The organism is Catellatospora paridis, assembly GCF_009720365.1.
In the GTDB taxonomy this organism is placed as follows: Bacteria; Actinomycetota; Actinomycetes; order Mycobacteriales; family Micromonosporaceae; genus Catellatospora; species Catellatospora paridis.
On sequence record NZ_WBZD01000020.1, the window covers coordinates 120,074 to 141,021 of the forward strand.

The 20,948-nt window shown below is 70.0% G+C and carries 21 protein-coding genes, 1 tRNA gene and 1 other RNA gene; 10 read left to right on the top strand and 13 right to left on the bottom strand.

Annotated elements, in window-relative coordinates; translation table 11 throughout:
* Positions 1-155: 155 nt before the first annotated feature.
* The 8 genes from F9C41_RS33150 to F9C41_RS33185 all read left to right on the top strand — a co-directional run bounded on the left by F9C41_RS33150 (position 156) and on the right by F9C41_RS33185 (position 6,701).
* Positions 156-2,033, top strand: a complete 1,878-nt coding sequence (locus F9C41_RS33150; RefSeq protein WP_155390792.1) for a helicase HerA domain-containing protein — start codon at positions 156-158, stop codon at positions 2,031-2,033.
* A 28-nt stretch (positions 2,034-2,061) separates the two neighbouring features.
* Complete coding sequence (locus F9C41_RS33155) at positions 2,062-2,295, top strand: hypothetical protein (RefSeq protein WP_155390793.1); 234 nt, start codon at positions 2,062-2,064, stop codon at positions 2,293-2,295.
* 65 nt (positions 2,296-2,360) lie between these two features.
* Positions 2,361-3,107, top strand: coding sequence for a DNA cytosine methyltransferase (locus tag F9C41_RS33160; protein ID WP_230690200.1), 747 nt, complete (start codon positions 2,361-2,363; stop codon positions 3,105-3,107).
* A complete protein-coding gene (locus tag F9C41_RS33165) occupies positions 3,104-3,349 on the top strand; it encodes a hypothetical protein (protein WP_155390794.1) in 246 nt (81 codons plus the stop codon). Before F9C41_RS33160 ends, F9C41_RS33165 begins: the two co-directional genes overlap by 4 nt.
* Positions 3,346-4,212: a bifunctional DNA primase/polymerase gene (locus F9C41_RS33170; RefSeq protein WP_155390795.1), complete on the top strand. Its 867-nt coding sequence runs from the start codon at positions 3,346-3,348 to the stop codon at positions 4,210-4,212. The genes F9C41_RS33165 and F9C41_RS33170 overlap by 4 nt, the downstream gene beginning before the upstream one ends.
* Positions 4,209-5,357, top strand: a complete 1,149-nt coding sequence (locus F9C41_RS33175; RefSeq protein WP_155390796.1) for an AAA family ATPase — start codon at positions 4,209-4,211, stop codon at positions 5,355-5,357. Before F9C41_RS33170 ends, F9C41_RS33175 begins: the two co-directional genes overlap by 4 nt.
* Positions 5,350-5,568, top strand: a complete 219-nt coding sequence (locus tag F9C41_RS33180; protein WP_155390797.1) for an excisionase family DNA-binding protein — start codon at positions 5,350-5,352, stop codon at positions 5,566-5,568. The genes F9C41_RS33175 and F9C41_RS33180 overlap by 8 nt, the downstream gene beginning before the upstream one ends.
* Positions 5,565-6,701 carry a tyrosine-type recombinase/integrase gene (locus F9C41_RS33185; protein ID WP_155390798.1) on the top strand — a complete coding sequence of 379 codons (1,137 nt, stop codon included), beginning with the start codon at positions 5,565-5,567 and terminating at the stop codon, positions 6,699-6,701. Before F9C41_RS33180 ends, F9C41_RS33185 begins: the two co-directional genes overlap by 4 nt.
* 70 nt (positions 6,702-6,771) lie before the next feature.
* Here the strand turns inward: F9C41_RS33185 and F9C41_RS33190 are convergent, their stop codons facing one another.
* The 3 genes from F9C41_RS33190 to F9C41_RS33200 all read right to left on the bottom strand — a co-directional run bounded on the left by F9C41_RS33190 (position 6,772) and on the right by F9C41_RS33200 (position 9,363).
* Positions 6,772-7,296, bottom strand: a complete 525-nt coding sequence (locus F9C41_RS33190; RefSeq protein ID WP_155390799.1) for a hypothetical protein — start codon at positions 7,294-7,296, stop codon at positions 6,772-6,774.
* Positions 7,297-8,494: 1,198 nt separating this feature from the next.
* Positions 8,495-8,567: transfer RNA gene (locus tag F9C41_RS33195), tRNA-Ala, on the bottom strand.
* Positions 8,568-8,742: 175 nt separating this feature from the next.
* On the bottom strand, positions 8,743-9,363 hold the full coding sequence (locus F9C41_RS33200) for a YqgE/AlgH family protein (protein ID WP_120316836.1): 621 nt from the start codon (positions 9,361-9,363) through the stop codon (positions 8,743-8,745).
* A 149-nt stretch (positions 9,364-9,512) separates the two neighbouring features.
* On the opposite strand from F9C41_RS33200, the gene F9C41_RS33205 reads away from it, so the two are divergent.
* On the top strand, positions 9,513-10,100 hold the full coding sequence (locus F9C41_RS33205) for a nucleosidase (protein WP_155390800.1): 588 nt from the start codon (positions 9,513-9,515) through the stop codon (positions 10,098-10,100).
* Between the two features lie 16 nt (positions 10,101-10,116).
* On the opposite strand, the gene F9C41_RS33210 is transcribed toward F9C41_RS33205, so the two are convergent.
* The 10 genes from F9C41_RS33210 to prfB form a co-directional block, all read right to left on the bottom strand.
* A complete protein-coding gene (locus F9C41_RS33210) occupies positions 10,117-10,383 on the bottom strand; it encodes a hypothetical protein (RefSeq protein WP_155390801.1) in 267 nt (88 codons plus the stop codon).
* A 172-nt stretch (positions 10,384-10,555) separates the two neighbouring features.
* Positions 10,556-10,931: a transfer-messenger RNA gene (ssrA, locus tag F9C41_RS33215) on the bottom strand.
* Positions 10,932-11,017: 86 nt separating this feature from the next.
* Positions 11,018-12,169, bottom strand: a complete 1,152-nt coding sequence (locus F9C41_RS33220) for an SRPBCC domain-containing protein (RefSeq protein WP_155390802.1) — start codon at positions 12,167-12,169, stop codon at positions 11,018-11,020.
* A gap of 87 nt (positions 12,170-12,256) precedes the next feature.
* The gene (locus F9C41_RS33225; RefSeq protein ID WP_155390803.1) at positions 12,257-13,633 is read right to left on the bottom strand and encodes a cellulose binding domain-containing protein; all 1,377 of its coding nucleotides are present in this window, start codon (positions 13,631-13,633) and stop codon (positions 12,257-12,259) included.
* A gap of 64 nt (positions 13,634-13,697) precedes the next feature.
* Complete coding sequence (locus F9C41_RS33230; RefSeq protein ID WP_155390804.1) at positions 13,698-14,495, bottom strand: cellulose binding domain-containing protein; 798 nt, start codon at positions 14,493-14,495, stop codon at positions 13,698-13,700.
* Between the two features lie 86 nt (positions 14,496-14,581).
* A complete protein-coding gene (gene smpB / locus F9C41_RS33235; protein WP_155390805.1) occupies positions 14,582-15,058 on the bottom strand; it encodes an SsrA-binding protein SmpB in 477 nt (158 codons plus the stop codon).
* A 220-nt stretch (positions 15,059-15,278) separates the two neighbouring features.
* Entirely contained in the window at positions 15,279-16,520 is a 1,242-nt protein-coding gene (locus tag F9C41_RS33240; RefSeq protein WP_155390806.1) for a murein hydrolase activator EnvC family protein, read from the bottom strand.
* Positions 16,521-16,665: 145 nt separating this feature from the next.
* Complete coding sequence (ftsX, locus tag F9C41_RS33245) at positions 16,666-17,541, bottom strand: permease-like cell division protein FtsX (protein ID WP_155390807.1); 876 nt, start codon at positions 17,539-17,541, stop codon at positions 16,666-16,668.
* A 62-nt stretch (positions 17,542-17,603) separates the two neighbouring features.
* Entirely contained in the window at positions 17,604-18,284 is a 681-nt protein-coding gene (gene ftsE, locus F9C41_RS33250; RefSeq protein WP_155390808.1) for a cell division ATP-binding protein FtsE, read from the bottom strand.
* Positions 18,285-18,507: 223 nt separating this feature from the next.
* The gene (gene prfB / locus F9C41_RS33255) at positions 18,508-19,623 is read right to left on the bottom strand and encodes a peptide chain release factor 2 (protein ID WP_269059012.1); all 1,116 of its coding nucleotides are present in this window, start codon (positions 19,621-19,623) and stop codon (positions 18,508-18,510) included.
* 114 nt (positions 19,624-19,737) lie between these two features.
* Between prfB and F9C41_RS33260 the strand changes: the two genes are divergently transcribed.
* Positions 19,738-20,946, top strand: a complete 1,209-nt coding sequence (locus F9C41_RS33260; protein ID WP_155390809.1) for an ROK family transcriptional regulator — start codon at positions 19,738-19,740, stop codon at positions 20,944-20,946.
* Positions 20,947-20,948: the final 2 nt, after the last annotated feature.

Here is a 20,948-nt window from a genome sequence, read left to right on the forward strand (position 1 = left end):
GTATCGGCCGATCGCCAACAACCTAACTGGCAGTTAGAGGCGGGCGCGTTCTGCGCCCATAGCGTCACTCGCGGTTGGACACAGCGGGGTGCGGCACCAGGCCTGAGAAACCGCGCCGCACCCCTCGCCCCTCTACCGAAGGAGCTGTCTTCAGCATGCCAAAGTACGAGTTCCGGACGGTGCAGCACACCCCCGCGCGGGTTGTGTACCGGTTCCTGTCCGGCCGATTCCTCGACGGAGAGCGGCGCACCGATGGCGGCTACCTGCGGCCCGGTCGCCGCGTGCTGGCCGAGTCCGGGCACGCCTCGAAGTGGGCGATGCTGCCGGGCTGGCAGCGTCAAGCCTGGCGACTGGGTACGCCCGTCGCGCTGTGCGGGGTTTCCTCCGCCTACCTGACCAGCCCCGACCTGACGGCCGGCACAGCCGCCGTACTGGCCGCTGTCGGCGGCACGCGGGTCGCTCGGCGGGCGCGGGCGGCGTGGCGGATGCGCAGGTTCAACGCCGCCTACATCAACCCCACCCTCGCCGCGCTCACGGGCGCGCTCGGGGACGCACCGGTGAGGCTGCACGTGTCACCGGAGCTGGGCAGCCTGGTGCCCCGGCTGGTCAAGCCGATGAGCCCTGCCGAGAAGGCCGTACGCGCCTGGTACGGCGAACACGTGGAACCGGCGGTGCGCTGGGCACCCGAGCACATCATGCGGGCGCTCTGGCTGGCGCAGAAGAAGGCCAGCCCGGTAACGCGCTGGCTGGAGCAGTTCCGACGACCGGTCGACAGCGACACCGGGCCGCGTATCGAGCTGCTCACGTCGGTGCCGTACCTGACCGATGACCAGCGCCGCTACGTGTCGTCGGTGGTCAATGCCAAGATTCCGGCCGGTGACCTCAACGAGCGCTGGGACCAGGTCGGCCCGCAGGTGCGGGTCACGTGGACGGTGCGCAAGCGCCCGCCGTCGAAGGTCGGCTACGCGGACCTGTCGGCGCGGCTGGCGCAGCTGGCTGAGTGGGAGTACTTCCTGGGGCTGGGCGTGGGCGGCAAGCCGGTCACGATCAGCCTTAAGGAGGACTCGCCGCACATCGCGTGTTCGGCCGGCAGTGGTGCGGGCAAGAGCGTGCTCGCGCAGACCGTCGCCGTTCAGGTCCTCGCCAGGGGCGGGCGCGTGGTCATCCTCGACCTGAAGGGCTCGCACCGGTGGGCGCTGAACCTGCCGGGCGTGGACTACTGCACCAGCCCGGAGCAGATGCACAAAGCCCTGGTCGCGCTGGCGCGGCTGGCTGAGGAGCGCAACAGCCGCGCGCTGCACGAGAGCGAGGACTGGGACCCCGGCTACCGGGTGTTCGTCATCGCCGAGGAACTGAACGCCACGTTCGCCAAGCTCAAGGACTACTGGAGCGAGGCACGCGGCACGGGGGACGCGAAGGTCAGCCCGGCAGTGCGCGCGTTCCGTGACCTGCTGTTCATGGGTCGCTCGGCGAAGGTGAACGTGTTCGCGGTCGCGCAGATGCTCACCGCGCACACCACCGGCGGGCCGGAATCGCGGGAGAACTTCGGCATCCGCGCCCTGGCCCGCTACACCAAGAACAACTGGCAGATGCTCGCTCCTGAGGCGGGCATGCCGCGTGCTTCGCGCACGCTCGGCCGGTGGCAGATCGTCGTGGGCGGTGTGGCCACCGAATGTCAGGTGGCGTACCTCAGCCCGGCTGAGGCGCGTCTGCTCGTGCACAAGCACGCGCCCGTGTCCCCGACCGCGCAGTCACCCTTGATGGGCGCTCACCAGGAAATGTCCCCGAGACAGACGACTGTCGGGGACAGCGTCCCGGCTGTCGTGGACCCGCTGAGCGAGACCGTGACCCTCCGGGACGCGGTCGCGCGAGGCATCTCCCCGTGGGCGTTCGACGCGACCAAGAAGCGGCTCCAGCGCGCCCGCAAGGCTCAAGCGCCCACGGCACCGGCGCCGGTGGGCAAGGAAGGGCTGGCCGACGTGTACCGCGTCGGCGACCTCGTGATCTGGATCGAAAGCGAGCTGGTGGCCTGAGCGCCGCCCGACATCCACGGAGGAACCAGTGATCAAGCGCATGTATGAGGCCATCATCGGCACGCCCTGGACCACGGGGCGCAGCTGCACCGCCGATTTCGGCCCGACCATCGCAGCCCGCTACGTGGCCGAGATTCTCAGCCTGACCGAGCAGGAGCTGCACGCGCTCCACCCGGCCATCGCGGTCGCCTACCTCGAACACGTCCGGGAGATCCACGCCCTGGACGACATGGAGCACCCGTCGGCGCTCACCCGCCACTGACCACACCGACCCGAGGGCGCGGCCGACCAGCAAGGTCGGCCGCGCCCTTCCGTAAGGAGGACCGGATGAGCGCCACCAGCACCGACATAGAAAACCGACGGGCTGGCGTACCCGCCACCCACCGTAAGGCTCGGACGAAGCAGCCCCGACTGCTCGACCTGTTCTGCTGCGCCGGCGGGGCCACCCACGGCTACCAGCGGGCCGGATGGCACGTCACCGGCGTCGACCTCCTACCCCGTCCCGACTACTGCGGTGACGAGTTCATCGCGGCCGACGCCGTCTCGTTCGTTCGGGCGCACGGACACGAGTTCGACGCGATCCACGCCAGCCCACCATGCCAGGACCACAGCATGCTCACCCGCTCCAACCGCAAGCGCGCCGGTTGGACAGACGGGCACGTCAACCTCATCCCGCCCACCCGCGCGGCGCTGCTGGCCACCGGCCGGCCGTGGGTCATGGAAAACGTCGTCGGCGCGCCGCTGCGCCCGGATCTGGTGCTGTGCGGGCTCATGTTCGACCTGCGGGTGTTCCGTCACCGCGTGTTCGAACTTCACGGCTTCGCCGCGTTCTCGCCCGCGCACCGCACACACCGTGGGCACCGGGTCGCCGGTTGGCGGCACGGCGTGCGCCACGACGGGGACATGGTCGCCGTGTACGGCGACGGGGGCGGCAAGGGCACCACCGAGCAGTGGCAGGCCGCGATGGGCATCGACTGGACCGCTGATCGGGAAGCCATCGCTCAGGCCATCCCACCCGCGTTCGCCCACTACATCGGCGATCACCTGATGACCGCTGTCGGGGCGATCGCATGAGCACGATCAGCACCGATGTCGAGATCTGGCTTACCGGCGACGCCGCCAGCGTCAGCCGCGCGATCAGCGCCCTGGCCGCCGATGCCCGGATCACTCAGCTCAGCGAGGAGCACCCTCTGGTGGGTGCCGACGCTGGCCGGGTGCGCCGTTACGTGCGGCTGGCCAAGCACACCAGCGGCCCGCAGCGACCCGCACGGCCCGCCGCCGAGCAGCTGCCCATCACGAAGGAGACAAGCCGATGACGACACCCCACCTGGTCGCGGTCGCCCTCGGCCTGGCCGAGCAGGGCTGGCACATCTTCCCCCTGATCCCCGGCGACAAGCGTCCCGCCGTCGAGCGTTGGGAGCAGCGCGCCACCACCGACCCTGAGCGCATCCGCCGCTGCTGGTCGGCTGGCCCGTACGGCATCGGGATCGCGTGCGGCCCGTCCGGGCTGGCGGTGCTCGACCTGGACCAGCCCAAGCCCGATCAGGCCGTGCCCGCACAGTGGACGGGGCACCGGGACGGCTGGCACGTGCTCGGCACGCTCATGCGCCGGGCGCACGCGAGCCTGCCGGCAACGTTCACCGTGCAGACGGGGCGCGGCGGGACGCACCTGTACTTCCGCCACCCAGCCAGCGGCCCGCAGCTGCGCAACACAGCTGGCAAGCTCGGCTGGCTCATCGACACCCGCGCCCACGGCGGCTACGTCGTCGCACCTGGCAGCACCGTCGCTGGCCAGCCGTATCAGATCGTGTGCGAGCTGCCCGCTGCCGAGCTGCCCGCGTGGGTCGCTGAGCGGCTCGCGCCGGAGGAGCTGCCGCCGCAGCAGCCGGTCACAGTCGCGCTCTCCGACGACCAGCACGGCCGCTACGTCGCCGCCGCGATCAGCCGCCAGCTCGCGCACCTCGCCCAGGCGGGCGAGGGAGAGCGCAACCACGCGCTATACCGTTCCGCAGTCGCGCTCGGCCAGCTCGCCGCTGGCGGGGCGATCGGGCAGGCAGAAGTAGAGGGCCTGCTGACGCAGGCTGCCTACAGCGCCGGGCTGCGCCCGGCCGAGACACGCCGCACCATTACCTCCGGTCTACGTGCGGGCGCGCGCCGTCCCCGGAGCGTGACCGCATGACCGCAGCGAACGCCGCGCACCTCAGCGTCGTGCCGGCAGGGCCGCAGCCGGAGCGCAAGCGGCCCGCGCTCGGCGGGACGTGGACGGCCGACAAGCTCATGGGTGCGGAGTTCCCGCCACCGGCGTGGGCGGTGCCGGGCATCCTGCCCGAAGGGCTCACACTGCTGGCGGGTGCGCCGAAGGTGGGCAAGAGCTGGCTGTCGCTTGGGCTGGGGCTGGCGGTCGCGTCCGGTGGCATGGCGCTGGACAGCATCCCCGTCCAGGCCGGGCCGGTGCTCTACCTCGCGCTGGAGGACACTCCACGGCGGTTGCAGTCGCGCATGGGGCGCATCCTCGGCGGGCAGCCCGCACCGGCAGGACTCACCCTGGCCACCGAGTGTCCGCCCCTGCGGGCGGGGGGTGCGCAGGCCATCGCCGATTGGATCAAAGCCAACCGGGGCGCGCGCATGGTCGTCATCGACGTGTTCGCCAAGGTGCGCGGCAACAACGCACCCGGCATCAGCCCATACGAAGCCGATTACGCCGCGATGACACCCGCCAAGATGCTCGCCGACCGGTTCGGCATCGCTGTCGTGCTGGTCCACCACGTACGCAAGGCAGCGTCCGAAGACTTCCTCGCCGAAGTCTCAGGCACCAACGGCCTTGCCGGCGCGGCTGACACCACGATCGTGCTCAAGCGCGGGCGTGGCCAGGCCGATGGCGTCCTGCACACCACCGGTCGTGACGTAGACGAGGCGGAGTACGCGCTGTCGTTCCACGCAGCGGCGGGCGCGTGGCAGTTGCTCGATGGTCCCGCCGTGGACCACACGCTGAGCGACACCCGCAGCGCGATCCTGCGCCACCTGCGCCAGCACGGCCAGGCACAGCCACCCAAGGCGGTCGCTGAGGCCACCAGCCTGGCGTACGACACGGTCAAACGCACCTGCCTGCGGATGGCCGCAGACGGACAGCTCATCTCTGACGCCAGCGGGCGCTACGGCGTCCCCGCCGATGGGGCACCCGCTGTCCCCCGTGTCCCTCGTGTCCCCCAATCAGGTCTGACCAGTGGTAATGAAACTGATCATGGGGGACACCGGAGTGACCATGCTGTCCCCCGTGTCCCCCATGTTCGCCAAATCGACGAGGAGAGGAGCACCGATGCCTGAGAAGTACCTCACCATCCCCCAAGTCGCCGAACGGCTCGGCACGACCGAGCGCTTTCCGCGACGCCTCGTCGAGGAACGCCGGATCGAGTTCAAGCGGTTCGGCCGGCACGTCAGGATCGGAGAGAGTGTGCTGGCCGCGTACATCGAGTCATGCACGATCACCCCCGTCGAGCGTCGGCGAGGTCGCACCCGCCGGAGCGTGAGCCGATGAGCGGGCGCAAACGGAGCCGCAAGCGCGAGTTCGGCAGCGTTCGAAAGCTTCCTTCCGGCCGCTACCAGGCCCGCTACACCGGGCCGGATGGAATGATCCGGCCCGCCCCGGACACGTTCGACACGCAGAAAGCAGCCACTGAATGGCTGGTCGAGAAGCAGGCCGAGATCCTTCGTAGCGAATGGATCGACCCTGATGCTGGCACCATCACCTTCGGCGAGTACGCCGCCCGGTGGGTTAAGGACCGCGACCTCAAGCCACGCACACGGGTGGAGTACGAACGGAACCTGCGGCTGCACATCAAGCCGCAGCTCGGAGAGAAGGCCCTCAACGGCGTCACTCCCCCACAGGTCCGGGCATGGCGCTCCGCCCTCCTAGCGGCCGGGGTGGGAAGACCTACGGTGGCGAAGAACTACCGCATCCTGCGCGCCATCTTCGCCACCGCCCTGGACGACGACTTGATCCGGCGCAGCCCCTGCCGGATCAAGGGCGCAGGCCAGGACACCGCCGATGAGCGGCCGACCGCCACGCTCGACCAGGTGTTCGGCATCGCGGCGGCGATCCAGCCGCGTTACCGGCTGATGGTGTTGCTCGCGACCTTCGCCCAGCTCAGGTTCGGTGAGCTGATCGCGCTGCGACGCAGCAGCGTCGACCTCGACGAGATGGAGGTCAAGGTTCAGCGCTCAACGAACGAGATGGAGGACGGCACCCAGTACGACGACGATCCCAAGTCCAAGGCTGGCAAACGTAGCGTGAGCCTGCCCAGTGCCCTCGGGCCAGACATCCGGGCGCACCTAGAACGGTTCGTGCCAGCCGGGCGGGATGCGCGGCTGTTCCTCGGCCCGCAGGGTGCGATCCCTCGCCGGAGGAACTTCAACCGGGTGTGGAAGGCGGCGCTCGACGCGGCTGGCATTCCGGCCGAGATGGGCCTTCACCTGCACGACTTACGGCACACCGGCGGAACCTGGTCGGGTCGGGGCGGCGCGACGCTCAAAGAGATCATGGCGAGGCTGGGGCACGCTAGCCCACGGGCCGCGATGATCTACCAGCACGCGACGAAGGACCGAGACCAGGCCATTGCGGCGGCGCTGGACGTGCTGATCGAGGAGGCACGAGGCAAGACCGAAGACTGATCTATCACTTTAAAGGAAATGCAGAAACGCCCAGGTTAGATGACCTGGGCGTTTCTGCATTTAGGCCACATCAGGCATCCGGTAGCAACTCACCCGTGACGGTTCGCATCCATCGCCGGTTAGAACTGTCCCGGAACTTAAGAGACACGAGGTAGAGCGACCGGTCGTCAACATCACGAAGCATCGACTCCTTGGCCAGGAAGAAGTGTGATCCGGGTGGCAACACCCGCCTCGTCACGCTGCCGCGTGGACCGCTCGGCTCACCATCGTTGATCAGTGGGGACGAGAAGTAGAAGTCGACCTGCACGTCATAGACCGGAACGCCAGAGCCATTAGCGATCGCAACGCCCCAGCCGTGCCTGGTCTCCGTCCCTGCCCCTGGAGCGGTGACCTCGTACGCGCGCCGCGTGTACCAGGCGGCAACCACGGAGGCTTGAGATCGAATCGCGTCATCATCCCGCTGCGCTTGTAGCTTCGCTGCGGTCTCGTCCCGCCGCGACTCAACACCGTAAACCTTGTAAGCCGTGAACCCAGCGAGCGAGGCCGCTAGAAACGCGAGCCAGGTCGGGGCGTCACCCCAGTCGACAGTCCACATCGCGCTACAGAAGGACACCCTGCCAAGCCTAGGCAAGCAACGATCTCCGCCAAGAGCCGTTCGTAGGTGAACAGATGGACATGCGGTGGACCTTCTCGCACGGAACATCCTAGAGAACTTTCTAAGCTCGACCCGCTTCTCTAGCTCTCTTCACCCTGCCCAGCCACGAAGCGAAGGACTGAGATGAGCAGGGCGGTCCCGCTCACAAAAGCACCAGCAGCCGTAAGAGCGGCAGCGGGGAGAGACGCGCCGCCTGCCCAGGCAAGCACGCCCACAGCCGCAGCAGCGATCACCGCCGCGAGAACACTGATCGCCATCCACAGGCCGCGTGCGACGGGATCCGTCATCGTGATCCTTTCACGTTGGGGTCGGATTGACGGAGGCGAACCATCTCCGTCGACACCCATCGTTGCGCACAGCCATGACCGCACGGTACGGTCACGCCGTGACAGAGTCTCGGACCGGTGAAGTGTCACAGCGAGTCGAATGGCTTACGCCGTTTCCCATGGACGGAATCCAGCCAGTCTTGGTCGAGAGTGACGACAGTCCTTGGCACGTAATCCCTCATTGGGCGCTCGTTGACGGCAAGGCCAAGCTGGTGGGAATCGACATTCGGTGTTTTGTTGAGGAATGCACCCCGGACGGTGAGGAGTTCCCTCGACGGCCCGTCAAGGATGCCCTCGTGGACCTGACCCAGCAGGTCCTTCGGGGTATCTCCCTCTCGGCAGTCCGGGCGGAGTCGCAGACCTACATCGCCGCGAGGTTTAAGAACCTCGCAGAAGTTATGCCGAGTTGTGTGGCCAGCGAGTACATCGACTCTGTGGGGTCAGCAGTGTCCGCGTCTGGAGTGCCACGCAAGCGCCGCGCTCCAGCTGGAGACCAACTCCTGGCGCGCGTCGCCCACCTGTATACCGTCGCCCTCTCCTCCGGCAGCCGGACGCCGGCCCGCGATGTCGAGGAGCAACTACGCGCAGAGGGTGCCCCCGTGAGCGCTCGCGGGGGGCGAGACCAGGTACGCAAATGGATACAACGTGCCCGGCAGCGGGACATGTTGCCGCCGGCATAGATCCAGCCCGGCCGCACATGGGCCTGGCCGCAAGAACGGCTTCCCAGACATCCGGCACGGATCTGGCACGACGGAGGTCTCGCGTCGGACATAGCGAAACGCCCAGGTCTTTCGACCTGGGCGTTTCTCCGGTGGAGCCGAGGGGACTCGAACCCCTGACCCCCACACTGCCAGTGTGGTGCGCTACCAGCTGCGCCACGGCCCCTTGTTCCTGGTAAGTCCCCGTTTGACGTTTCCGCCGCCCGGGCACCTGCGAAATATTACACGGCCCCACCCCCCGCGCAAAAACGGGTATCCCCGCGAGTCCACCCAGGCGGTGGGCACCCGACGCACCGGCCGACCAGGAACCTGAGTTCATGATCGGCCGAAACCGGCGCAGGTCAGTTGAGGGCCACGTCCGGCGGGAAGTTGGCCACCGCGGCGGTCAGGCCGCCCTGGCGGCGCAGCACCAGCGACCACAGCTCCTCGGGCTGGGTGCGGAACGGATCGCTGGGCAGGGCCTCGAACACCAGCCAGGAGTTCTCCTCGATCTCCTGCTCCAGCTGCCCGGCACCCCAGCCTGCGTAGCCGTGGTAGACGCGCACGCACTCCAGTCGCTGGCCGACCCGCGCGGGGTCGCGGCTGAGGTCCACCGTGCCGATCTGCCCCATCACCCGGCTGAAGCCGACGAAGCCCGCCACGCCCGCACGGGCACGGGCCACGCAGATCGCCGAGTCCGTGCCGACCGGACCGCCCTCGAAGAGCACGCCGGGCTCGCGCAGCAGCGACTCCCAACCGGGCAGGATGTCGCCCACCAGCGCTTCGGTGGGCCGGTTCAGCACCACCCCGAGCGCCCCGTCGGCCTCGTGGGCCAGAACGAAGACGACCGTACGTTCGAAGTTGGGATCCCGGAGCGAGGGCATGGCAACCAGCAGGTGCCCGGTCAGTGACTCCACTGCGTGCCGCCCCGTGCCCTTCCCCGCATTGTCGTGCCGCGTGGTGTGCGGCTCTCCCGACGCCATGAATGGCACCCTATCCGCCCGGAGGCGGCACGGTCAGGGTCTCGGCACGGCTTGTGCGCCAAACTTCCCCGTCTCGGTGACAAGGACCGTGCTGACCTGGGCCCGTCGGCTTACATGAGAGCTGTTCGACACGCCGCTAGACTTCGCGGGTGACTCTTACCGGCACCGTGACCCCCGACCGGCCGCTGATCGTCGTCGCGCTGCGGGAGGAGGCGGCGCATCTCGACACCGCGCACCCCGTGCTGCTGACCGGGGTCGGCAAGGTCAACGCGGCACTCGCGGTGTCCCGCGTGCTGGCCGCGGGCGTGCTGCCGCGCGAGATCGTGAACCTGGGCACCGCCGGTGCGCTGCGGCCCGGTCTGGCCGGCGTCCACGAGATCAGCCGGGTGGTGCAGCACGACTTCGACACCGCCACGATCCGCGCGGTGACCGGCCACACCTTCGGCGAGGCGCTCGACCTGCCCGGAGCCGGGCCGGTGCTGGCCACCGGTGACGTGTTCGTCTCGGACCCGGTGCTGCGCGCGGCACTGGCCGAGCACGCCGCGCTGGTCGACATGGAGGGGTATGCCGTCGCCGCGGCGGCCGCCGCCTACGGTGTGCCCGTACGGATGATCAAACACGTCAGCGACGAGGCCGACGGTGCGGCCGTCACCGGCTGGGCCGAGTCGGTCGACGCGTGCGCCCGCATCCTCGCCGCCTGGCTGAGCGAATGGCAGCACACCGCTCCCGCGCGCTGATCTCGCGACGAGGCGGTCAGGTCTCGCCGCCGAGGTCGACGCCGTAGGCCTGGTGCAGCACGTCGGCCGTGCGCTGGCGGTAGGCGGTGAGTCGCTGGGCGAGCTGTTCCTCGGCGTGCCGGCCGGCGGCCCGGGCGGTCATCGCGTCCAGCAGCGCCCGCCGGTCGCACTCCAGCGCCTGCACACTGTGTGTCAGCCGCGGGGCGTCCGCGATCACGTCACCGAGGCGGCCCGAGGGGCCGAGCACGGCGGTAGACAGCTCGTCCAGTGAATCGGTGGCCATACCTCACCCCCGGACCGCGAAAACGTCCTTGCGTTCGATGGTCACGCGGGACAGGCCCGAAGTCCATACCTTTGCCCAGGTTTGAACGCGCGTTCAGTCGGTCATGGGGGCAGCTACCAGGGCATATGTGGCGAACGGCCCCGGTCCTGAAGGACCGGGGCCGTTCATTGTCTGGTGGAGGTGCCGGGAATCGAACCCGGGTCCATCGCCGCATAAACAGGGCTTCTCCGAGCGCAGCTCACTATGCCTCTACTCGACCCCACCGATCACGTGAGCAAGACGGTGTGACGGGCCCAGTCGCGATTGATCTCGCCTCAGCAGCCCCGCGACGGGACTGAATCGGCCAGCCTACTAACTGATGCCGGTACACGGGCCATAGGCACTCCCGGACCGACAGACTTGCTACTCGCCTCAGGCGGCGAGAGCGAAGTCGCGCTTGACGTTAGTCTTGGCGCTTATAGTTTTCCGACGACGATTATCGAGACGACGTCGGCTTCCTCGGCTCGCTTCTCCTGCCGCAACGTACGATGTCGAAACCTGTCACCCCCTGGTCGCGCCGAAGCGCACACACAGTGACGATCACCGCGCTCGTAAAGAGTAACGCCCAGGACGACCAAAGTCATTCCGGTATCGGTCAACTCCCCGTGCAGGCGGTCCCGTCCACGGTGCAGGCGGTGATCGCCTGGCCGAGGGCCAGCAGCGCCGGGAAGCGGATGATGAAGGTCACCGATCCGTTGGCGGCCACGGTGCGGGCCGGGCCGACCGGCGTCACCGTGACCTTCGGGCCGTCCCGCGTGAAGGTCACCGCCGAGGTGGACCGGTTCTCGACCGCCCGGTCGGCCGGCATGGTCAGCACGACGGTCCAGTTCTCCCGCGGGGCGGTGCCGGGATTGCGCACCGTCACCTCGGTGTCGAACCCGCCCAGCCCGAGCAGCGCGATCGTGCGGTAGTTCGCGGTCAGCGGGGTGCCCGCCAGCGGTGATCCGGTCGCCTCGGGCAGCGGCGAGCCGCCGGCCGAGCCGGACACCACCGGCTGGGGCGAAGCGCCGCGCACGGCCGGCTGCGGGGTGCCGGAGGCGGCCGCGGCGGGGTCCGTGGCGGCCACGCCCGGCTGCACGCCGGAGCCCAGCCCGTACACCGGCTCGGTGTCGGCGCCGGGGGCGCCGCCGCTGTTGCCGCCGATCATGACCGCCACCGCCGTGCTGATCAGCACCACCAGCACCACCGCACCGGCCAGCGAGAGCAGTCGCAGCCGCTTCGAGCCGCCCGCGGGCGGTGCTGCGGGCGGCATCGGGCCGAGCGGGACCGTCTCCCGCCGCCGCGGGATCGCGGTGTGCAGGTCGGCTCGCACGCCACCCAGGTCGACCTCGCCGGAGGCGAGCCGGTCCAGGGCCGCGGGCAGCTGGTCGCCGAACATGAACTGGTATGACCGGCGCAGCTCGCGCCGCCGCTGCGTGCCGTCGACCCCGAAGAACCCCGTCTGCAGCACGGTCAGCCGGCAACCGGCCTCGGTGTCCGCCAGCGACCAGGTGACCTCGGTGTGCGTGTGGTCGTCGCGCCAGTGCATGGCCAGCCGCTCCTGCGCCGACACCGCCACGACGTCCAGATCGAACGGTGTCGCCAACCCGGCCAGGCCCGGCGGCGGGAAGGCGCGGAAGGTGTCCCCCGCGGTCGGCGTGAGATCGGTGGGCACGAACCACTCGCGCAGCAGTCGCTGCTCGGTGAGCGCCCGCCAGACCCTGGCCCGGGGGTGGGAGAGATCGACGTCGAGTCGCAGCTCGGTCACGGACCGACTATAGGGTCGCCCCACGACCCGCGGCACCCCCGAAATCGACCATGGTCGTGACCCGGGTGTCCGTTGCCGGACACAGGCTCAGCGTTTCGCGCAGCTCACGCCCTCGACGACGCAGCCCTCCGGCCGGGTGGCCCCGGACGGGTCACCCACCTGGAAGGCGAGCACGAAGTCCTTGCCCGCGGGCAGGCGGCGGTGCACGTCCTGCGGCGTGAAGGTCACCCGCGAGCCGTCCTGGCGGAAGTCGATCCGGTCCCACGCGCTGGTCACCGTGGCTCCCGCGGGCAGGGTGACGGCGGCCGACCAGCCATCCACCACGGCGACGGGCCGGATGGTGATCTCTCCGATGTAGCCGCCGCTCCAGGTCTCCAGCGTCCGATACGAGACGGCCAGGGCCGGGGCGGCGGCCTCGGTCGGGCCGGGACCGGCCGGAGCAGCAGCCGCCGCCGACGGAGCGGCCGCCGACGCGCTCGGCGAGGCGGCCGGGCTCGCGGAGCGCGCCTCCGCCGAGGGCGTCGTGGACTCCCCCGCCTGCACCCCGGACCAGGGGCCGCGAGCGCTGTCGACCGGTTCCGCCGCCGGGCCCGGCGAGCGCAGCACCAGCGTCGCCACCGCGGTCACCGCCAGCACGGTGAGCACCATCGCGCCCGCCGCCGACAGCAGCCGCAACCGCCGGTCCACCGGCATGTGGAACACCCGGGCCAGCAGCCCGCCGGAAAGCGGGCCTTCGTCCTCCGCTCCCGCCGACAGGTCCGGGTGGGAACCCGTCGCGAACGGCGCCCCGGCGTCGAGGCCCGGGTCCCGGGGGTCAGGGCTCGCCGCGGACGGCGTAGGCGGGTCTGGGATCGCCGCAGGCGGCATGCGCGGGTCGAGGCCGACCGCGGGCCGCGCGCCGGGCGCGAGGGCCGCCATGGACGCCCCGGCGGGCGGCCGGGCAGTCCCGGCCGCCGCGGACACGGTCGCCACGGCCGGCGGGCGGCGGGGCATGTCGGCGGCGTCGTAGATGTCCTTGCTGCGCCGTCGGCGCGCCGGCAGCGCGGCCGCCTCCTCCTGGCGGGCCAGCAGGGCGGGCAGCCGCTGCTCGAACATGGTGGCGTACGCCCGCTGCAGCTCGGCGCGGCACACCTGGCCGGCGATGCCGAGGAAACCGGTCTGGCTCACCCGCAGCCGGCTGCCGCCCGCGACGGTCGACAACTCCCAGACCACGTCGGCGTGCAACTGCTCGCCGCGCCAGCGCAGCGCCAGGCGGGTCGGGCCGACCACCTCGATCACGTCCATGTCGAACGGCGCCGTGAACCCCGGCAGGTCGCCGCCGGGGTAGGCCCGGTACACCCCGCCCGGCACGGGCATGAGGTCGGTCTGCAGGAACCATTCCCCCAGCAGCCGGCGATCGGTCAGCGCCTGCCACACCGACTCCACCGGGAAGGGGAGCTCCACATCGAGCCGCAGCACGGTCACGGGCCGAATATAGAGCCGGTCCGGCCGCTCCGCCGTCTGGTTTAGGGCGGAGTTAAGCCACTGCTCAGCCAGCCTTGCAGGCGACGTCGTCCACCGTGCAGGTGACCGCGAAGTCGCCCGGCCCGCGCCGGCCGATGAACCCGAAGGTCACCGTCGCGCCGGGAGAGAGCGCGCCGCGCTCGGGGGTGAAGACCCAGACACCGTCCTGACCGGACCGGTCGGCCTCCCAGTCGCCGTCGACGGTGCTGCCCTGCGGCAGCTGGATCCGCACCTTCCACGCCAGCGGGGTGGTGCCCGTGTTGCGCACCCGTACGGAGATCACGTAGCCGTTGCCCCAGGCGTTCACGTCGTAGGTCGCCGAGGCGGCGTCGGGCGGCGCCGCGGCGGGCTGGTTCGACGGCCGGGGCCCGCTGCTGGCGGGAGCGGGGCTCACGGTCGGGGAGGAGGCCGGAGCCGAGGCGGACGGGGAGGCGCTGGGACGCGCGGGCTTGGCCTCACGCGAAACGACGGCGCTGGGTGTCATCACGCCGAATCCGTCGGTGAAGCCGGCACCCGACGTGCTCGGCCGGCCGGTGGGCAGCGCCACCGACGGCTGCGGTGCGGGTGTGGCCAGGGCCCAGGCGGCCGCGCCGGACACCAGCAGGCACATGGTCGCGACGCCGATCACCAGCGGCTGCCTGCCGAGGCGACGCGGGGCGGGCTCCTCGACCTGCGCCGGGCGCTCAGCAGGACGCGGGACGGACTCCGCCGCCTGCGCCTGGTGCTCGGCCGGACGCGGGGCGGGCTCCTCCGCCGCCGGGTCCCCGACCGCGCGGGGCAGCAGGGTGGTCTCGTCGTCCTCGTGCAGCCGATGCTTGCTCACGACCCGCGAGGCTACCGTCCCCGCGCTCACCGCCGCGATCGGCCATCCGACTGTGGCTTGCCGCCGCCCTGTGGCCGGGCGCGGTCCTAGCGCATGCCCTTGGCGCGGCGGCCCAGCTCGCGGCTGATCTCCCGGTCGGAGTCGCGCTTGGCGATGTCCTGGCGCTTGTCGTAGGACTTCTTGCCGCGCGCCAGCCCGATCTCGACCTTGGCCCACCCGTCCTTGAAGTACATGGACAGCGGCACCATGGTCAGGCCGCCCTCACGGGTCTTGGTGAGCAGGTGGATGATCTCTTTCTGCTTGAGCAGCAGCTTGCGGATGCGCCGCGGCGCGTGGTTGGTCCACGTGCCCATGGCGTACTCCGGGATGTGCAGCGCGTGCAGGTAGATCTCGCCGTCGCGTTCCTGGCCGAACGCGTCGACCAGCGACGCCCGCCCGGCCCGCAGCGACTTCACCTCGGTGCCCATCAGGGCGATGCCCGCCTCGAAGGTCTCGAGGATGGTGTAGTCGTGGTACGCCTTGCGGTTCGACGCGATGACCTTGCGGCCCTTCTCCCGCGGCATGACGGCCCTCCTCTCCTCGATCACGGCAACCCGACAATGTTACCGATGACCAAGACCGAACCGCGATCGAGATAGCGCCTCACTCCCACACCGCACCCGGGTTCGGCCGCCGACGCACCCGCCAGGAGCGGAAGTCCGCGCAGCGGACGAGCGACCGGCGGGTAAGGGAGGCCTCCCAGGCCGAACCCCGCGCCCGCGAAGCGGGCGCCAGCAGCTCAGCTCAGCAGAGGCAGCCCGGGAGCCAGTTGAGGGGCTGGACGGGGTTGCCGTTCTGGCGGACCTCGAAGTGCAGGTGGAAGCCGGTGGAGGCGCCGGTGGTGCCGACCTTGCCGATGAGCTGGCCGCCACGGATCTTGTCGCCGACCTTCACCAGGATCTTCGACTGGTGGGCGTAGCAGGTGGAGATGACCTTGCCGCCGGACTTGCCGTGGGTGAGGCAGGTGTAGTTGCCGTACCCGCCGAGCCAGCCGGCGCTGCTGACGGTGCCGCCCGCCGCCGCGAAGATGGGCTGGCCGCCGCCCGCCGCGATGTCGACCCCGGCGTGCAGCTGCCAGACGCCGTAGTACGGGTCGTAGCGGTTGCCGAAGTCGCTGGACTTCCAGCCCTTGGTCGGCATGAGGAACTTCGCCCCCGGGCGCAGGATCGGCACGAACTTGCCGTACTGGCCCTCCCAGACCCGCAGCTCGTCGGCGATGCGCTCGCTCTGCTCCTTGACCTCCTGGTAATGCCGCTGGACCTCGGCCTTCTCGGCCTTCGCCGACTCCATCGCCTTCTTCTGGCGGGTGGCGAGCGTGTCGAGATCGCGGCGGGCCTGCTCGGCTTCCTGCCGCGCCTTCTCGGCGGCGAGCAGGGCCGCGCGGGCGATCCGGGCCGCGTCGGCAGCCTCCCGGCGCTTCAGCTCGGACTCACTGGTGATCTGTTTCGCGGCCCGGCGGGCGGCGACGAAGCCGTCGATCGCGTCCCGCCGGATGCGGGCGATCTGGTCGATGTAGTTGCCGCGGTCCAGGAACTCCTGCGGCCGGGTCGCGGCCATGAGCACGTTGAACTCGGCGAGGTTGGACCCGTGCAGGGTGGCCACGGCGAACCGGGCGAACCGGTCCCGGCCCTCCTGGACCTGGCGGACCGATGCCTGGTATGCCTGGTCGGTGACGGCCCAGGCGGCGGTGGCCTGGTCGGCGCGCCGCTGGGCGGACGCCGCCTTGGTCTCGGCGACCACCACGGTGGCCCTGGTCTTCGTGATCCGTTCCTGGGCGGCGGGCATGGCCGCGTTGGCCTCGGCGAGTTCGGTCGCGGCGGTGCGCGCCTTCGCGGACAGCGCCTCCAGCAGCGCTCCGGTCTTGGCCAGCTCGGCGTCGACGCGCTTCTTGTCGTCCTTGAGGTCGTCGGGGGCGGCATGCGCCGGCAGGCCGATCGCCACAGCGGTCAGCAGGGCGAACACCACCTGTACGAGTCGCCAGCGCACGGGACCTCCCTCGCCTGTCCCGATCACCCTACTGCCGACATATGCCCTGATTCCAGGCAAAACCGACATTCAACCGGAGTGGCGCAGAAAAGGTGACGGCCCGCCCCCGAAGCCGGGAGACGGGCCGTCGACGTGCGTCGCGCGACTAGACGCGGATGTAGAAGCGCAGGGTCACCCAGGCGGTGACGGCGCTGACCACCGAGCCGATGCCCGCCAGGATCGGCAGCATCAGGTTGACGTTGCCCCAGCTCACGGGCAGCAACAGGTCGGTCAGCGCGGCCAGCTTGCCGTCGATGAGCACGATCTTGCCGACGACCAGCATCACCCAGGCCAGGATCGAGCCCAGCAGCGCGGCGAAGACGGCCTCCAGCACGAACGGCGCCTGAATGAACCAGTTCGACGCGCCGACCAGCTTCATGACCGCGACCTCGCGCCGCTTGCTGTACGCGGCGACCTGGATCGTGTTGGCGACCAGCAGCAGCGCGGCAAGGCCCATGAAGCCGGCGACGACCAGCGACAGGTTCTGGACCGAGCCCAGGATGTCGAAGATCTTCTGGAGCAGTTTCTGCTGGTCGACGACCGTGTCCACGCCCGGCAGGCCGGCGTAGGCAGCGTTGATCTTGTCGAACTCCTGCGGGTTCTTCAGCGCGACCCGGAACGACTCCGGCAGCTCGTCCGCGCCGATCGCGTTGACCAGGTCGGGGGCGTCGCGGAACTGCTCCTTGAAGTTCTCGTACGCCATCTCCTTGGTCTCCCAGAGCACATCCTTGACCAGGGGATCGCTGTCCAACTTCGACTTGATGTCGGACCGCTGCGCGTCGTCGATCGACTTCTCCAGGTAGATGGAGACCTCGACCTGCTCGTAGTAGTGGCCCTTCATCTCGTCGACCTGCATGTACATCAGCAGGCTGGCGCCGAGCATGGAGAGCGACACGATCATCGTAATGATCATGGCGATGGTCATCGTGACGTTGCGCCACAGCCCGACCAGCATTTCGAGCAGGACATACTTCGCACGCATCGGGGGAAATCCTCCGGGGGAGACGATCAGGACGTCAGGGACAGGGGCTCAGCGATGTCGGCTCAGCCGTACACACCGCGGGCCTGGTCGCGGACGATCCGGCCGCCCTCGATCTCGATGACGCGACGGCGCATCTGGTTGACGATGTTCGAGTCGTGGGTGACCATGACGACGGTCGTACCGGTCCGGTTGATCCGGTCCAGCAGACGCATGATCTCGATGGAGGTGTCCGGGTCGAGGTTACCGGTGGGCTCGTCGGCCAGCAGGATCAGCGGCCGGTTCACGAACGCGCGCGCCACCGCGACGCGCTGCTGCTCACCACCGGACAGCTCGTGCGGGTAGCGGTGCTCCTTGCCGCCGAGGCCGACCAGCTCCAGCACCTCGGGCACCACGCGGCGGGCGACCGCCTTCGACTTGCCGATGACCTCGAGCGCGAACGCGACGTTCTCGTAGGCCGTCTTGTTCGGCAGCAGGCGGAAGTCCTGGAAGACGCAGCCGATCGAGCGGCGGAAGCTGGGGATCTTCCACCCTCGCATCGAGCTGATCTCCTTGCCGTTCACGATGACCTTGCCCTTGTTGGGCTTGATCTCGTGCAGCATGAGCTTGACGATGCTTGATTTGCCGGAGCCGGACGGACCGATGAAGAAGACGAAGTCGCCCTTCTCGATCGAGACCGACACGTCGTCCAGTGAGGGCCGGGACGCCTTCGGGTAGGTCTTGGTCACGTGCTCAAGTCGAATCACGGCGGAGAGTCTACGCGGTGTCGCCGTTTCGCCAAGCCCGCAGGGGTTGAGATGCCGGTATTGCCGTGAATGTTCCTGGAAAATTCCGTGATCTGCCCGTGATCAACTGTCACCGACAGTAGTCGCTTCACCCACCCGGGCGACACGCCAGAGATGTCCATACATGAAAGAAACTCCGCCCGGCTGCGGGAACAGCCGGGCGGAGTGAGGCTCACTCAGCCGATCAGGCGGCGGCTTCCAGCTCGTTCTGCTTGCGCCAGCGGATGCCCGCCTCGACGAAGCTGTCGATCTCGCCGTCGAAGACCGCGGACGGGTTGCCCGTCTCGAACTCGGTGCGCAGATCCTTGACCATCTGGTACGGGTGCAGCACGTACGAGCGCATCTGGTCGCCCCAGGAGCCGGCCGCGTCGGTCTTCAGGCCCTCCATCTTGGCCCGCTCCTCCTGGCGCTTGCGCTCCAGCAGCCGGGCCTGCAGCACGCGCAGGGCCGATGCCTTGTTCTGCAGCTGGGACTTCTCGTTCTGGCAGGTCACCACGATGCCGGTCGGGATGTGCGTGATGCGCACCGCCGAGTCGGTGGTGTTGACGCTCTGGCCGCCGGGGCCGCTGGAGCGGTAGACGTCGACCTTCATCTCGTTCTCGGGGATGTCGATGTGGTCCGTCTGCTCCACCACCGGCAGCACCTCGACCCCGGCGAAGCTGGTCTGGCGGCGGCCCTGGTTGTCGAACGGGCTGATGCGCACCAGGCGGTGGGTGCCGGACTCGACCGACAGCGTGCCGTAGGCGTACGGCGCCTTCACCGCGAACGTGGCCGACTTCAGCCCGGCCTCCTCCGCGTACGAGGTGTCGTAGACCTCGGTCTGGTAGCCGTGGCGCTCGGCCCAGCGCAGGTACATGCGCAGCAGCATCTCGGCGAAGTCCGCGGCGTCCACGCCGCCCGCGCCGGCCCGGATGGCGACCAGCGCCTCACGGGAGTCGTACTCGCCGGAGAGCAGGGTGCGCACCTCCAGCTCCTCGACCGCCTTGGCCAGCGAGACCAGCTCCGTGCCGACCTCGGCCATGGAGGAGGCGTCGTTCTCGGCCTCGGCCAGCTCCATCAGCACCGCGACGTCGTCGATGCGCCCGCGCAGCTTCGTCAGCCTGTTGATCTCACCGGTCGCGTACGCCAGCCGAGAGGTGACCTCCTGCGCCTTGGCCTGGTCGTCCCACAGGTCCGGGGCCGAGGCCGCCTCCTCGAGCCGCTCCTTGTCCCGGCGCAGCCGGGCGATGTCGAGCACGGACTCGATGTTGCGCATGGTCGCGTCAAGGTTCTTGAGCTGATCGGCGTAGTCGGCAGTCACGTCAACAAGACTAGTGGCATCGGCCGCACGGTTTTCCGGGGCGCTCCCGCGACTTGACAGCGGCCACCGTCGCGGCAATAGTAAATCTACTTTCCTATTACGCGAGGAGGGCACGTGGCACGGCTCGCCGGTTCGTCCAAGCTGCTCCGGGCCATGAACGAGAGCGCGACCATGGCGCTGCTCATCGATCGGGGCACGCTCACCCGCGGCGAACTGCGGGAGCTGACCGGCCTGTCCAAGCCGACCACCTCCGACGTGCTGCGCACGCTCACCGAGGCGGGGCTGGCGATCGTCGTGGGCCACACCAGCGGCGGGCCCGGCCCCAATGCGGAGGTGTACGCGGTCAACCCGGCCGCAGCGACGGTGCTGGCGATCTCGGTACGGGACGTGAGCGAGACGTTACACGCTCCGTTCGAGGCGGCGCTGTGCGATCTCGGCGGAGCGGTGCTGGCCCGCGCGGCGTACCCCAGCGACCCGGCCGACGGCGACCCGGTGGGCACGGTGCGGGCGATCGCCGGCGACCTGTGCGCACGCGCCGGGCTGGCGGGTGACCGCGTCACCCACCTGCACCTGGGCGTGCCCGGCTCGTACGACCCGGGCACCGGCGCGATCCGGCACATCGACGTCACCGGCTGGGGCCGCCCGGGGCTGGTCCCCGAGCTGGCCGCCGCGCTGGGCGTGACCGTCGAGGCGGACAACGACGTGAACCTGGCGGCGATCGCCGAACGCCACCGCGGCGCGGCCGCGGGCAGCGGCAGTTTCGCCCTGCTCTGGCTCGGCGCGGGTCTGGGCTGCGCCATCGACCTGGGCACCTCGCTGCTGCGCGGGGCGACGGGCGGGGCCGGCGAGATCGGCTACGTGCCGCTCGGTCTGGCCGCCCCCGGCCAGCCCCGCGACCTGCAGAGCCTGGCCGGCGGCCCGGCCGTGGCGGCGCTCGGCGCGGCACACGGCTTCACCGGGGCCACCCCGGAGGAGATGGTCGCCGACGCCGCCCGCGCGGACTCCCCCGCGGCCGCCGACTTCCTCGCGGCGCTGGCCGACCGGATCGCGGTCGTGCTGGCCGTGGTCGCGGCACTGGTCGACCCGCCGCTGGTGGTGCTGGCCGGCGAGGTCGCCCAGGCGGGCGGCCCCCGGCTGCGCGACCTGGTCACCGAGGCGTTCCACCGCAACACCCCGCTGCGCACCCCGGTCGAGGTGACCGCGCTGACCGACGACGCGGTGCTGCTCGGCGCCATGGACTCGGGTCTGCGCTCGGTGCGCGAATCCCTGGTCGACTCGCTGAACGCCCGGCCCATCCCCGGTCCCGTGCTGCGCTCGGCCTGACC